This is a genomic window from Aeromicrobium flavum (genome assembly GCF_007992115.1).
GTDB lineage: Bacteria > Actinomycetota > Actinomycetes > Propionibacteriales > Nocardioidaceae > Aeromicrobium > Aeromicrobium flavum.
In genome coordinates, this window is record NZ_BJZQ01000001.1 from 54503 (window position 1) to 67999 (window position 13497).

Sequence of the window (13497 nt, forward strand, 5' to 3'; positions counted from 1 at the left end):
CTCGGTCTAGACTCAGCGCCCATGGGCGAGGTCCGGGGGGTGCTGCGCGACGCGATCGCCGTGGTCTGGAACGGCTTCCGGCTCGTCGGGGCGCACTGGCCGGTCCTGGCCACGGTCTTCCTGCTGGGCGCCGCGGGCCGCTACGGCTTCCTGTGGCTGGCGGTCGTCCTGAGCAAGGACCACTCCACCCTCGCGGGACTGATCGTTCCGCTGGCGCCGCTGGCGACGCTGGTCTCGATCATCGTGATGCTGCTGGTCGTCTCGAGGTCGCTCACGGCGCTGAGCCCCGACACGAGCGAGCCGTCGCCGGGCACGGAGCCACGCTCCGACGGTTGGCTGGGCGTCCTGGCCGGCGCGCTGCTGCCGTTCCTCACCGTCTACGCCGCCCAGGGCCTGCTCAAGGCCGACGTCCGGGCCTACGTCAACGAGGCGACCTACGACGAGCTCTACGGCAACGCGGGCGTGTTCTACGGCGAGTCCGCCAACATCGACCGCACGGCCATCGCGACCGGGTGGCTGCTGGTGGCCATCGTCGTGATCGCCCTCGTGCTGCGGTTCCTGTTCGACCGCTTCAACCTGCCGGCGCGCAGCCGGCCGCTGGCGTTCGGCGCCGCCTACGTCGAGACGCTGTGGATCGTCACGCTCGGCGTCACCTTCACCCGCTTCCAGGACCGCATCTGGCAGTGGATCACCGAGCGCCGGTTCGTGCAGTGGGTGCAGGACCGCTGGGCCGACCTGCTCGACGTCCTCGGGCCCGTGGGCGATCCGGTGGCCACGGTGGTGGGCTGGATCGGCACGTTCATCGACAACGCCGACGACGTCGTGCTGGTTCCGCTGGCCTGGCTGACGGTCGCCGCGGTCGTCTTCGGCGGCAGCATCGTCCCGCCCCCGCCGAAGGGCTCCTCCCGGTTCAGCCGGGCGCGTCCCATCGCGGCCGTCGGCGCGCGCACCCCCGCGGTCGTGAAGCGCTGGGCCGGCGAGGCGACGTCCGGGTTCCGCAGCAGGTTCAGCGGGCTGCGCGACGGCTTCCGGGTCCTGGCGCTCGGCGGGCTCGTGCCGATGGTGATGTTCTGCCTCGTGTTCGTCATCGCCGACCAGGCCAACGCGCTCGTCAGCGAGGCCGGTCGCTTCCTGCTCGGACCGCGCAGCCGCGACACCGCCCTGGCCTTCTCGCCGTGGGAGGACATCATCGCCTCCGCGCTCGAGTACGTGATCCTGGCCGGACTGCTGGCGGCCGCGATCGAGCGCATCCTCACGAACCAGCGGCGCTGGGCGCAGGAGGCGGCCGAGCGTCAGTCGGCCGAGGCGTCCACCGGCAGCTCGACGTAGCGCGGCAGGGCGTACCAGAGCCGCACGGCGGCCGGGACCGCCTCCGCGGGCAGCACGAACACGGTGTCGGTGCGGTACGTCGGCGGGCGGGGATCCTCACCGTCGGGAACCGCCGGCGGCGCGGTGCTCCCGTACGTCGTCCGGGGCCCGGGCGTGGACTCGGGCACGCACGACGCGAGTCGCGGGGCATCGACGTCGAGTCCGGAGTCGGTCGCGCCGTGACGGTTGCCCGCCGTGTCGACGAGGGCGACGGTGCAGCCGCTCAGGGCGACGTCCGGGTCGGCCTCGACCGCCAGGCTCAGCCGCCACGCGCGGACGCCCGACGGCAGCGGGTCGCCGCCGTAGAGGGTGACGTCGTCGGCGGGACGGAAGGAGGCCACCGAGTAGCGGGCCTCGATCGGGTACCGCAGGTAGCCGTCGTCGTACTCGTCCGTCAGCGTGGCGACGCCGGAGGAGACGGGTGCCTGCTCGTGGAAGCCGCGCTTCCACCAGTACTCGTGCAGGCGCGAGCTGCCGGCGGCGAGGGCCAGGACGAGCGCCAGCGGCAGCGCGACGAGGCCCCACCGGTTGCGCCGCCACCAGCCGCGGCGGTGCTCCATCGTCGAGGTCATGGGGCCTCCGTGCGGGTCATGACGCCGGCCTGGGGCAGGTCGAGGAACTGCTTCCTCGCCGACCACTCGGTGACATCGTCCGCATCGATGCCGAGGTCGACGACGGCCATGGAGTCCCAGCGCTCGTCGATGTCGCTCGGCGCGACGGCGAGGCCGGCCCCGGCGAGTGACGCGGGATCGGCCTCGACGACGGCGAGGCAGCGGGTGGGCCGGTCGACCAGGCGGCCGACGCAGTCGATCGAGCTGCGCCCGCTCGAGCCGAAGAAGGGCAGGACGCGGCCGGAGTTGTCGCGCAGCTCCCCGTACCGCAGCGACGACGACTCGCCGCGGGGCGTGAACGTGAACTCGACCGCCACGAACAGGCCGGGGGAGAGGAGCACCGGACCGTTCTTCCGGGCGACCGAGGGAGCACCGTCCACCGAGAGCACCTCGACGTCGCCGGACCGCAGGCTGGCCGTGCCGCCGACCGCGACCGGCTCCTCGAACGGGCGCGACGCGTCGGCTCGCTCGGGCAGCTGCTGGTGCAGCCACTGGCCCAGGACGAGCGCGAGGACGACGAGGACGCCGGCCGTGGCCTGGGGGCGGCGGACCGTCGGGGCCCTCATGACTCCTCCTTCGCCTTCTCGATGGCGATGGAGCCCGCGTGGGTGACGGTGGGGTCGAACCACAGGTATTGGTCGTCGAGGGTGCTCTGGCGCCATGTGCGGGCGGCCACGGCCACGGTCGCGTCCTCGGGCACCGGCATGTACTCGGCCTGCTCCCAGAGGAAGACCACCTCGTACTCCAGGCCCGGCGCGGCGCTGGCGAGCTCGGAGGCGTCGGCGACGACCAGCACGCGCGGGGTGGCGGCCTCGCTCGGGCCGGTCTCCTTCCCGCTCTCGCGCCGGAAGACCCCGTCGAGACCGTGCAGGCGCATCGTGTCGCGGATCTCGGAGCGGTACACCGGGTGGTCGGAGGTGTTCTTGATCGTGGCGACGACGCTGATGTAGCGGCCCCGCGGGGTCTCGCCCTCCAGACCGAGGTCCGTGAGCCAGCGTGCGCGCTCGACGGTGACGTCGAACGGCTCGGCGTGGACCTGCTCACCGGCCACCAGCTCGGTCGGTCCGGAGGTGCGCGCCGTGGCCAGTCCGCCGAAGAGTCCCGAGGCCAGGACGACCAGCGCGGCGACGGCCGACAGCGCCTGGCGCAGGGTCAGCGTGCGCGACAGCCGGAGCACCCACCGGCGCAGGCGGTTGTCCTCGGCCCCCGTCATGGCCCCGATGGTAGGGCAGCGATGCGGTGGTCCGGTGCGGACGTCGCGAATCGGACGTCGCGCGATACCTTGACCGTGTGACCCTCGACTCCCTCTCCCGAGACCAGATCGACGCGTTCCTGGCCGAGCAGCAGCAGGCGTACGCCGCGCTGCAGCAGGCGGGGCTGAAGCTCGACATCACGCGCGGCAAGCCCTCGGCGGCCCAGCTCGACCTCTCGCAGGACCTGCTGACGACGCCGGTGCAGGACCACGTGTCCGGCGGCGTCGACGTGCGCAACTACGGCGGCGGCACCGGCCTGGCCGAGCTGCGCGCGATCTTCGCCGAACTGCTGGGCGTCCCGGTCGAGCAGCTGCTGGCCGGCAACAACGCCAGCCTGTCGATGATGCACGACTCGATCGTCTTCGCGCTGCTGCACGGCACGCCGGAGCAGCCCACGCCGTGGCGCGACGGCCCGGTCAAGTTCCTGTGCCCGGCGCCGGGCTACGACCGTCACTTCGCGATCTGCGAGCACCTCGGCATCGAGATGATCCCGATCGCGATGCTCGTGGACGGCCCCGACATGGCCGCGGTGCGCGAGCACGTCGCCGACCCGGCCGTGAAGGGCATCTGGATCGTCCCGACCTACGCGAACCCGACCGGCGCGGTCGTCAGCGAGGAGGTCGCGGCCGAGCTCGCCGCCCTGCAGACGGCGGCGCCCGACTTCCGGATCCTGTGGGACAACGCCTACGCGGTGCACGACCTGACCGAGGACCACGCGAAGTCGGCCGACATCCTCGGCCTGTGCTCCGCCGCGGGTCACCCCGAGCGGCCGCTGATGTTCGCCTCGACCTCCAAGATCACGCTGGCCGGCTCGGGCGTGAGCTTCCTGGCCGGATCGCCGGCGAACATCGCCTGGTACCTGTCGCACACGGCGATCCGCACGATCGGCCCCGACAAGGTCAACCAGCTGCGCCACGCCCAGTTCCTCGGCAGCGCCCAGGGCGTGCTGGACCTCATGGCGCGTCACCGCGAGATCCTGGCGCCGAAGTTCGCCACGGTCCTGCGGATCCTGTCCGAGCGGCTCGCCCCGCACGGCGTCGCCTCGTGGACCGAGCCGAAGGGCGGCTACTTCGTCAGCCTCGACGTCGTCGACGGCACGGCCTCGCGCGTCGTGCAGCTGGCCAAGGAGGCGGGCATCTCGCTGACGCCCGCCGGCGCCTCGTTCCCGTACGGCAAGGACCCGCGCGACCGCAACATCCGGATCGCCCCGTCCTTCCCGCCGCTCGACGAGCTGACGCAGGCGATGGAGGGCCTCACGACCTGCGTGCTGCTCGCCGCGGCCGAGAAGGCCGTCGCCGGCTGACGTGCGCATCGTCGTCGCCCCCGACAAGTTCGCGGGCACCCTGACCGCGCCGGAGGCGGCGCGCGCCATCGCCGACGGCTGGCGCCGCGCCGCACCCGGTGTCGAGCTCGTCGAGGCGCCGATGGCCGACGGCGGCCCGGGCTTCGTCGATGCCCTCCACGGGGCCTTCGGCGGTGCCGCGCGCCTGGAGGTCGTCACGGTGCCGGGACCGCTGGGGGAGCCCACGCCGGTCACCCTGCTCGTGGTCGGCGACACGGTCTACCTGGAGTCCGCCCAGGCGTGCGGCCTGCACCTCGTGCCGGAGCCGCGGCCGATGATCGCCTCCACCCTCGGGGTCGGGCTGGCGGTCGCGGCGGCGGTCGACGGGGGAGCACGACGCATCGTCGTCGGACTCGGGGGCAGCGCCACGAGCGACGGCGGTGCCGGACTGCTCGCGGGGCTCGGTGCCCACGCGGACGTGCCGCTCGACGCCGGGCCGGACGGGCTCGAGGGTGTCACCGCGGTCGACCTGGCGCCGGCGCGGGCCCGCCTCGCCGGGGTCGAGCTCGTGGTCGCGGCCGACGTCGAGACCACCCTGCTGGGCATGTTCGGCGCCGCGCGCACCTTCGGACCGCAAAAGGGTCTCTCGGACGAGCAGATCCTCACCGTCGACCACCGCCTCGACCGCTTCGTCGACGCAGTCTGCGGCACGACACCCGCCGAGCGGCGCGTCGCCGACGCGAAGGGTGCCGGTGCGGCCGGCGGCCTCGGGTTCGCCCTGTTGGTGCTCGGTGCCGAGGTCACCTCGGGCATTGGCCTGGTCGCGCGGGAGGCGGGGCTGGACGACCTCGTGGCCGGCGCCGACCTCGTCGTCTCGGGCGAGGGCGCCTTCGACTACTCCTCCCGTGCGGGCAAGGTCGTGCACGGCGTCGCCTCGGTCGCCATGCGGCACGCCACGCCCTGCGTGGTGCTGGCCGGTCGGGTCGACGTCGGCAGCCGCGAGATGCGGGCGCTGGGCGTCGAGTCCGCCTACGGACTGGTCGACCGGGTGGGGGAGCAGGCCGCGCTGGCCGAGCCCGCCCGGCACCTCGCCGACCTCGCCGCCCGGGTCGCCCGGTCCTGGTCGACCTGAGCCCGCCGGTCCGCGGACCGGCCGCGACGCTCGATTCCCACGTCCGGCCGCGTACCATGGGAATCGAACCGGACCGGGCTGTGTTCCAACTGACAGCACCGATCCATCCGAAGACCGAGGAGCCTCGATGACCGCCACGGACCAGACCAGCACCGAAACCGCCACCACGCCCGCCGATGGGATCACCCTGAGCGCCGGGGCGGCCGGCAAGGTCAAGAGCCTGCTCGAGCAGGAGGGCCGCGACGACCTCGCGCTGCGCATCGCCGTGCAGCCCGGCGGCTGCTCGGGCCTGCGCTACCAGCTCTTCTTCGACGAGCGCACGCTCGACGGCGACGAGATCCGCGAGTTCGAGGGCGTCAACGTCGTCGTCGACCGGATGAGCCTGCCGTACCTGCACGGCGCCACCATCGACTTCGTCGACACCATCGAGAAGCAGGGCTTCACCATCGACAACCCGATGGCGACCGGCTCCTGCGCCTGCGGCGACTCCTTCCACTGAGTCGTAGCGCACCGACCTGCGATCGGGGCACGCCACCGGGGTTTCCGGAGGCGTGCCCCGATCGCATATGGTGGCGGCCGTGCACCTCGCCATCGCCGGATCGGTAGCCACCGACCACCTGCAGACCTTCGCCGGGAAGTTCTCCGACTCGCTCGTCCCCGACCAGCTCGACAAGCTGGCGGTGTCGTTCCTCGTGGAGGACCTCGACGTCCGCCGTGGCGGCTGCGCCGCCAACATCTCGTTCGGACTCGGCAGCCTGGGCCTGCAGCCGACCCTCGTCGCTGCCGTCGGGCGCGACTTCGACCTCGGCTACCGCGCGTGGCTCCAGGAGGCCGGCGTCGACTGCGACCGCGTGCTCGTGCACCCGTCGCTGCACACCGCGCTGTGCACCATCACGACCGACGAGGCGCACGCCCAGATCGTGACGTTCTACCCCGGCGCCATGTCGCAGGCCCGCGAGATCGACGTCGCGGCGCTGCACGCCGAGAACCCCATCGACCTCCTCCTGATCGGCCCCGACGACCCGGACGGCATGCTGCGGCACACGCGCACCGCCCGTGAGCTCGGCATCCCGTTCGCCGCCGACCCGTCCCAGCAGCTCGCCTGGGCCGACGGCGAGCTCATCCGCGCCCTGATCGACGGCGCCGCCTACCTGTTCAGCAACGACTACGAGGCCGCGCTCATCGCCAAGAAGACCGGCTGGAGCGACGCCGACATCGCCGAGCGGGTCGGCGTCCGCGTCGTCACGCACGGCAAGGACGGCTGCGTCGTCCACGAGGCCGACGGCACGGTCCACCAGGTCCGCGCCATCGACGGCGTCACCGCCGTCGACCCGACGGGTGTGGGCGACAGCTTCCGCGCCGGCTTCATGGCCGGTGTCGCGGCCGGTCTCCCGCTCGAGCGGGCGGCCCAGGTCGGGTGCACGATCGCGGCCAGCGTGGTCGAGACGATCGGCACGCAGGAGTACGTGCTGGACCGTGCCGGGTTCCTCGACCGGGTCGGCGCCACGTACGGTGATCAGGCGCGCGAGGAGATCGGCGCAGCGCTCTCGATCAGCCATGAGGCCGCCGTCAAGTCAGGCTGACCTAACCCGCCGCGACCCGGTCGTCTGCGTTACTGTTCTTCAAAACCCTGTGTGGTCGAAACCTTCTGAGAAAGGCGCTCCGTGGGTCGCATGAAATTGGCGGTTCTCACCGCCCTGGCCGCCGTGATGCTCGGTGGCTGCTCGCCCCTGGACGAGTCGGACCTGAGCCGACTCGCGCTCCCTGTGGCCGGATCCGACCGATCCATCCACATGTGGTACCTGTGGCTCGGCACCTGGATCGCCGTGCTGGTGGTCTTCCTGCTCGTGTTCGGCATGATCCTCTATGCGCCGATCCGCTACCGCCGGAAGAACGTCGACGATCCCGCGCCCGTCCAGGTTCGCTACAACCTGCCCCTGGAGGCGCTGTACACGATCGCCCCGGTGATCATCGTCGCCGTGTTCTTCTTCCACACCGTGGAGTCGCAGAACGCCCAGCTCGAAGAGGTCGAGAACCCCGACCACACCATCGAGGTCGTCGGCAGCAAGTGGCAGTGGACCTTCAACTACCTCGAGGGCGCGCCCGGCGGTGAGCCGGTCTACGACCAGGGCGACACCGCGAACCTGCCCGAGCTGTGGCTCCCGGTCAACGAGTCGGTCAAGTTCGAGCTGATCTCGCCGGACGTCATCCACTCGTTCTGGGTCCCCGAGTTCTACTTCAAGATGGACGTCGTCCCGGGCAACATCCCCGGCAAGGACGGCAACAACTCATTCACGATGACGCCGAACCGCGAGGGCACCTTCACCGGTCGCTGCGCCGAGCTCTGCGGCGTCTACCACACCCGCATGCTGTTCAAGGTCAAGGTCGTGTCCGCCGACGAGTACGAGGCCCACCTGGCCGAGCTCGAGTCCGCCGGACAGATCGGCACGCCCCAGGGCTCGACCACAGCTGACACCGTCGCCGGCCTCGAGGCCAGCGGCGAGAGCGACACGGAGGACTGATGGCCACCGCAACGTTCGACGCCCCCGAGGCACGGACTCCCGCCAAGGAGCGCACGCTCGGGACGAAGGCCTTCACGCTGCTGACGACGACCGACCACAAGGTCATCGGTCAGATGTACGCCGTCACGACGTTCTTCTTCTTCATCTTCGGCGGCATCCTGGCGCTCATCATCCGCGCCGAGCTCGCCCGCCCGGGTGGACAGTTCGTCGGTGACGAGACGTACAACCAGCTGTTCACGATGCACGGCACGATCATGCTGCTGATGTTCGCGACGCCGCTGTTCTTCGCGTTCGGCAACATGATCATGCCGCTGCAGATCGGCGCGCCCGACGTCGCGTTCCCGCGCCTGAACATGTTCAGCTACTGGCTGTACCTGTTCGGCTCGCTGATCGCGGTCTCCGGCTTCATCGTTCCCGGCGGCGCCGCCAGCTTCGGCTGGTTCGCGTACATGCCGCTGTCGGACTCGATCAACAGCCCCGGCGTGGGTGGCGACCTGTGGGTCATGGGCCTGTACATGTCGGGTCTGGGCACCATCTTGGGCGCCGTCAACTTCATCACCACGATCTTCTGCATGCGCGCCCCCGGCATGACGATGTTCCGCATGCCGATCTTCGTGTGGAACACGCTGGTCACGAGCATCCTGATCATCGTCGTCTTCCCGGTGTTCGCCGCGGCGCTGCTGGCGCTGGGCGCGGACCGCATGCTCGGCGCGCACGTGTTCGACCCGTCGACCGGCGGCCCGATCATGTACCAGCACCTGTTCTGGTTCTTCGGTCACCCGGAGGTGTACATCATCGCGCTGCCGTTCTTCGGCATCATCACCGAAGTGCTGCCCGTCTTCAGCCGCAAGCCGGTCTTCGGCTACGTCGGCCTGGTCGGCGCGACGCTCGCGATCGCCGTCCTCTCGGCCGCGGTCTGGGCGCACCACATGTTCGTCACGGGAGCGGTGAACCTCGCGTTCTTCAGCTTCATGACCTTGTTGATCGGTGTGCCGACCGGCGTGAAGTTCTTCAACTGGATCGGCACGATGTGGGGCGGATCGGTGTCGTTCGACTCGCCCATGCTCTTCGCGCTGGGCTTCCTGACGACCTTCCTCTTCGGTGGCCTCACGGGCATCGTGCTGGCCTCGCCGGCGCTGGACTTCCACCTGTCCGACACCTACTTCGTGGTGGCGCACTTCCACTACGTGGTCTTCGGCACGGTCGTCTTCGCGATGTTCGCGGGCTACTACTACTGGTGGCCCAAGATCACCGGCCGGATGCTCGACGAGAAGCTGGGCAAGATCCACTTCTGGCTGCTGTTCGTCGGCTTCCACCTGACCTTCCTGGTGCAGCACTGGCTCGGCGTCGAGGGCTTCCCGCGTCGCTACGCCGACTACCTGCCCGGTGACGGCTTCACGCGCCTCAACGAGATCTCCACGATCGGCGCGTTCCTGCTCGGCGCCTCGACGCTGCCGTTCCTGTACAACGTCTGGAAGTCCCGTCAGGCGCCCCTGGTCCGCCAGGACGACCCGTGGGGCTGGGGACGCACGCTGGAGTGGGCCACCTCGAGCCCGCCGCCGCGCCACAACTTCGTGTCGCTGCCGCGGATCCGCTCGGAGAGCCCCGCGTTCGACCTGCACCACCCCGACGTGGTCGAGCTGGAGATGGCCCAGAACCCCGACGCCAACGAGCCGCTGGCCGACACCCCCGATCTCGAGGGTCGTCGCGAGGCGCTCGGCGGCAACAACCCCAAGGCTGGTGAGTGAGCGGTGCGCAAGGAGTTCTGGCTGTTCCTGAGCTGTGGCGTCTTCTTCGTCATCGTGACCCCCGTCTACTGGGCGGTCGCGCACGAGGTGACCGGCACGGTCGCCCTCGTCATGGCGATGCTGCTGTTCTTCATGATCAGCTTCTACCTGTGGTTCGTCACCAAGGCGATCCCCGAGCGTCCTGAGGACCGCAAGGACGGCGAGATCGCCGAGGGCGCGGGCGAGCTGGGCTTCTTCCCGCCCTACAGCTGGTGGCCGCTGTTCGCCGCCATGGCGTTCGGCCTGCTCGTGCTCGGTGTCGTGTTCGGCTGGTGGATGTTCATCATGGCCGTGCCGATCGGCGCCATCTGCGTCATCGGGTGGATCTTCGAGTACTACCGAGGCGCGCACGCTCACTGAGTCGTCCGTCTCGCGTCAACGCCCCCGGTGTCTTCACGCCGGGGGCGTTTCGTCGTCCTCCCGGCTGGGGCGGCTGCCTAGACTCTCAGGCGTGAGAAGTGTGGGACGCCTGGTCATGGCCCTGTCCGTCGCGGTGCTCGTGCTGTCGGGCTGCACCGACGGGGGAGTGAGCAACCCGGTCGACGTGATCGCGGCGAAGGATCCGCTGTCGATCTCGACCAGCGTCGAGTCCGGTGACTCCGACGTGCCCGTCGACACGCTGGTCACCGTCGACGGCTTCGACGGCGACCTCTCGGAGGTCTCGCTGGTCTCGCAGGACGGCAAGGCCACAGTCCCCGGGGAGATCCACGGGGTCCGCTGGACCGCTCAGCAGCTCCTCGAGCCGGCGACGTCGTACGTGCTGACGGCCGCAGGCACCGGCGACGACGGCAAGAAGGTCTCGTCGGTGACGCGGTTCACCACGAAGGCGTTGACCCTCGACGAGCAGACGTACCCCGCGGTGGCGCCGCTGCAGGATGAGACCGTCGGGGTCGGCATGCCCGTGATCGTCAGCTTCGACGTCCCCGTCAGGGACCGGGCCGCGTTCGAGAAGCGGATGAAGGTCACGGCCGAGCCGGCGACCGTGGGCGGCTGGTACTGGCTGAGCAACCACACGGCGCACTGGCGTCCGAGGCAGTACTGGAAGCCCGGCACGAAGGTCTCGGTCGACCTGGCGCTCAACAGCGTGCACGCCGGCGAGGGGGTCTACGGCCAGCAGGACCAGCACGTGGACTTCACGGTGGGGCGCTCCGTGGTGCACGTGGTCGACACGAAGCGCCACCGCCTGACCGTGAAGATCAACGGCAAGAACCGCCGGGTGATCCCGGTGTCGACCGGCGACGCGAAGCACCGGAGCCGTAACGGCGTCAAGGTCGTGATGGAGAAGCACCGTTCGATCGACATGGACGCGGCGACCACCGGGGTCGACTCCGACGACCCCGGCTACTACAACCTCAAGGGCGTCAAGTGGGCGATGCGCGTGACGAACTCCGGCGAGTTCCTGCATGCGGCACCGTGGTCGGCCGCCTCCCAGGGCAACGCCAACGTCAGCCACGGCTGCGTCGGCATGAGCACGAAGGACGCGGCGTGGGTGTTCGCCCAGACCAAGCGCGGCGACGTCGTCAACTACATCGGCAGTCCGCGCCGGTTGGAGCCGGGCAACGGCTGGACCGACTGGAACCGGTCGTGGGACGAGTGGCTCGAGGGCTCGGCGCTGGCGGCCGGGGCCGACGCCGCCTGACCCTCAGCGGGCCTTGGCGGCCTTCGCGGCGGCCTTCTGCTCGCGCTTGAACTCCCGGACCTTCGTCAACGACTCCGGGCTCGTGATGTCGGCGACGCTGCGGTACCCGGGCTGGCCGTAGTCCCCGGCCGCCTCGCGCCACCCGTCGCCCGCGTAGCCGTACTGCTTGCCGAGCAGGGCGAGGAAGATCCTGGCCTTCTGCTCACCGAAGCCCGGCAGCGCCTTGAGCCGCTTCAGCACGGTGGCGCCGTCGGGGGAGTCCTGCGTCCAGATCGCGGAGGCGTCGCCGCCCCACTCGTCGCGCACGGTGGCCGCGAGGGCCTGCACCCGGCCGGCCATGGAGCCGGGGTAGCGGTGCACGGCCGGGGTCTGCCGGAAGACCGCCTCGAGCGACTCGGGGTCCTGACCGGCGATCTCGGCGGGGTCGAGCGTGCCCACCCGGTCGCGGATCTTCGCCGGGCCCGCGAACGCGGACTCCATGCTGACCTGCTGGTCGAGCAGCATCCCGACCAGGAGCGCGAAGGGGTCGTCGGTCAACAGCTGGTCGGCCGCGGGGTCGCCGGTGATGGAGAGGCTCATGCCCCCATCCTCGCCCCTACGGCCGGGAGCTGGGCACCGGCCGCCACGTCGCGCATGCGGGCGACGAGGTCGTCGAGCCAGGCACCGACGCTGCGGCGTGCGACGTGGGTGTCCGGGTAGCGGCAGCGCAGGTGCACGCCGGTGTCGTCGATGATGAACCACAGCATGACGCCGCTGGTGGTGATCGCGGCGCTCACGTACTGGGCGTCGAGGCCGGCCGTGTCGATCCGGACCGGCAACCGGCGCATGTCGAGCCACGAGACCGCGAACATCCCCGGAGCCTCCGGCATCCCGCCCCACGGGGTCATGATGTCGGCCAACGGCCACGAGCCGAGCCGGATGGCCTCACGGACGGCGGAGGAGCACGCCTTCGGATCGGGGTCGGGGGACTCGAGCACGGCGTTGGTGATGAACCAGCCCACCGAGTCGTGCCAGCGGTCCTCGTAGCGGCTGTGCACGGGGAACACGGTGCGCAGGGCGATGCCGGCGAGCTCGCGCGTGGTGGCCGTCATCACCGCCACCGCCAGGGCGAGGGTGGAGACGCCCTCGGTGGCGGCCCGCGCCGAGAACGCGGCGAGGCTCTCGAGGTCGAGGACGTCGCGGATGACGACGCGCTCGGGCTGGGGCGTGGGGTCGCCGAGGGGGAGGGGGAAGCGCGGCATCGCGCCGCCTCCGGACTCGATCACCTCCGCCCACCGGCGGTGCACCTCGGCGGGTGCGGGCGGTCGTTGCTCGAGCGCCACGGTGTGCTCGGAGAAGGCCGGGGTCGCGGCCGGGACCGGATCCACGCCCGCGCGGATCTGGTCGAGCGCTGACAGGACGTCTCGGGCGATGACGAGCATGGACCACATGTCGACGTGGGCATGGTCGGCGGCCACGACGAGGGTGGGCCCGTCCGTCGTCTCGATGACGCAGAAGCGATGGGACGGACGCGCGAAGGGTCGGCACCCCGCGTCCAGGACGGCCGCGAGGGCGTGGTTCATCGCCTGGCCCGGCGCCACCTCGTGCTCGGTCCAGTCGCCGGCCGCGACACCGACCTCGTGCAGGGTGGGCGGGCCGTCCTCGTGCGGCACGAAGACGGTGCGCAGCGTCCCGTGCGCCTCCACCACCGCCCGCCAGGCCGCAGCGAGGTCGTCACGGGGGACAGGAGCGGGCAGGCGCATCGCCAGCGCCATCCAGGAGCCCGCGCGGTCGCCGAGACCCACGTGGCGGGCCTGGTCGAAGGAGACCGGCAGCGGCGGACCCGGTTCGGACACCGTCAGGTCGTGGCTGAGCAGCGGACCGAACGGCAGGCGCAGGTGCGCGACGTGCGTGAGTCGCATGC

At 71.0% G+C, this 13497-nt stretch carries 14 protein-coding genes; 9 read left to right on the top strand and 5 right to left on the bottom strand.

Translation table 11 applies throughout. The features are described 5' to 3' along the window. Positions 1 to 21: 21 nt before the first annotated feature. Positions 22 to 1329, top strand: coding sequence for a hypothetical protein (locus AFL01nite_RS00300; protein WP_146825097.1), 1308 nt, complete (start codon positions 22 to 24; stop codon positions 1327 to 1329). Here the strand turns inward: AFL01nite_RS00300 and AFL01nite_RS00305 are convergent. From AFL01nite_RS00305 to AFL01nite_RS00315, 3 genes are read right to left on the bottom strand one after another with little or no spacing between them, the layout of a single operon-like run. Then, positions 1293 to 1940: a hypothetical protein gene (locus AFL01nite_RS00305; protein ID WP_146825098.1), complete on the bottom strand. Its 648-nt coding sequence runs from the start codon at positions 1938 to 1940 to the stop codon at positions 1293 to 1295. The two genes, AFL01nite_RS00300 and AFL01nite_RS00305, sit on opposite strands and share 37 nt — an antisense overlap. Next, entirely contained in the window at positions 1937 to 2545 is a 609-nt protein-coding gene (locus AFL01nite_RS00310; RefSeq protein WP_146825099.1) for a hypothetical protein, read from the bottom strand. Before AFL01nite_RS00310 ends, AFL01nite_RS00305 begins: the two co-directional genes overlap by 4 nt. Next, positions 2542 to 3192, bottom strand: a complete 651-nt coding sequence (locus AFL01nite_RS00315) for a hypothetical protein (protein ID WP_146825100.1) — start codon at positions 3190 to 3192, stop codon at positions 2542 to 2544. Before AFL01nite_RS00315 ends, AFL01nite_RS00310 begins: the two co-directional genes overlap by 4 nt. A gap of 77 nt (positions 3193 to 3269) precedes the next feature. Between AFL01nite_RS00315 and AFL01nite_RS00320 the strand changes: the two genes are divergently transcribed. The 8 genes from AFL01nite_RS00320 (at position 3270) to AFL01nite_RS00355 (ending at position 11594) form a co-directional block, all read left to right on the top strand. Next, the gene (locus AFL01nite_RS00320; protein ID WP_146825101.1) at positions 3270 to 4535 is read left to right on the top strand and encodes an aspartate aminotransferase type Ic; all 1266 of its coding nucleotides are present in this window, start codon (positions 3270 to 3272) and stop codon (positions 4533 to 4535) included. 1 nt (position 4536) lies between these two features. After that, entirely contained in the window at positions 4537 to 5646 is a 1110-nt protein-coding gene (locus tag AFL01nite_RS00325) for a glycerate kinase family protein (RefSeq protein WP_146825102.1), read from the top strand. A gap of 127 nt (positions 5647 to 5773) precedes the next feature. Continuing rightward, the gene (locus AFL01nite_RS00330; protein ID WP_146825103.1) at positions 5774 to 6145 is read left to right on the top strand and encodes a HesB/IscA family protein; all 372 of its coding nucleotides are present in this window, start codon (positions 5774 to 5776) and stop codon (positions 6143 to 6145) included. A gap of 79 nt (positions 6146 to 6224) precedes the next feature. Next, on the top strand, positions 6225 to 7229 hold the full coding sequence (locus AFL01nite_RS00335; RefSeq protein ID WP_146825104.1) for a carbohydrate kinase family protein: 1005 nt from the start codon (positions 6225 to 6227) through the stop codon (positions 7227 to 7229). Between the two features lie 90 nt (positions 7230 to 7319). Then, positions 7320 to 8168: an aa3-type cytochrome oxidase subunit II gene (ctaC, locus tag AFL01nite_RS00340; RefSeq protein ID WP_146825105.1), complete on the top strand. Its 849-nt coding sequence runs from the start codon at positions 7320 to 7322 to the stop codon at positions 8166 to 8168. Beyond that, positions 8168 to 9916: an aa3-type cytochrome oxidase subunit I gene (gene ctaD, locus AFL01nite_RS00345; RefSeq protein WP_146825106.1), complete on the top strand. Its 1749-nt coding sequence runs from the start codon at positions 8168 to 8170 to the stop codon at positions 9914 to 9916. The genes ctaC and ctaD overlap by 1 nt, the downstream gene beginning before the upstream one ends. 3 nt (positions 9917 to 9919) lie before the next feature. Further along, positions 9920 to 10315: a cytochrome c oxidase subunit 4 gene (locus AFL01nite_RS00350; protein ID WP_146825107.1), complete on the top strand. Its 396-nt coding sequence runs from the start codon at positions 9920 to 9922 to the stop codon at positions 10313 to 10315. A 91-nt stretch (positions 10316 to 10406) separates the two neighbouring features. After that, positions 10407 to 11594, top strand: coding sequence for a L,D-transpeptidase (locus AFL01nite_RS00355; RefSeq protein WP_246119528.1), 1188 nt, complete (start codon positions 10407 to 10409; stop codon positions 11592 to 11594). 3 nt (positions 11595 to 11597) lie between these two features. On the opposite strand, the gene AFL01nite_RS00360 is transcribed toward AFL01nite_RS00355, so the two are convergent. Together AFL01nite_RS00360 and AFL01nite_RS00365 are read right to left on the bottom strand one after the other, a co-directional pair. Then, complete coding sequence (locus AFL01nite_RS00360; RefSeq protein WP_146825108.1) at positions 11598 to 12173, bottom strand: HhH-GPD-type base excision DNA repair protein; 576 nt, start codon at positions 12171 to 12173, stop codon at positions 11598 to 11600. Continuing rightward, positions 12170 to 13495 (bottom strand): condensation domain-containing protein, encoded by a 1326-nt coding sequence (locus AFL01nite_RS00365; RefSeq protein WP_146825109.1) that lies wholly within the window; start codon positions 13493 to 13495, stop codon positions 12170 to 12172. Before AFL01nite_RS00365 ends, AFL01nite_RS00360 begins: the two co-directional genes overlap by 4 nt. Between the last annotated feature and the right edge of the window lie 2 nt (positions 13496 to 13497).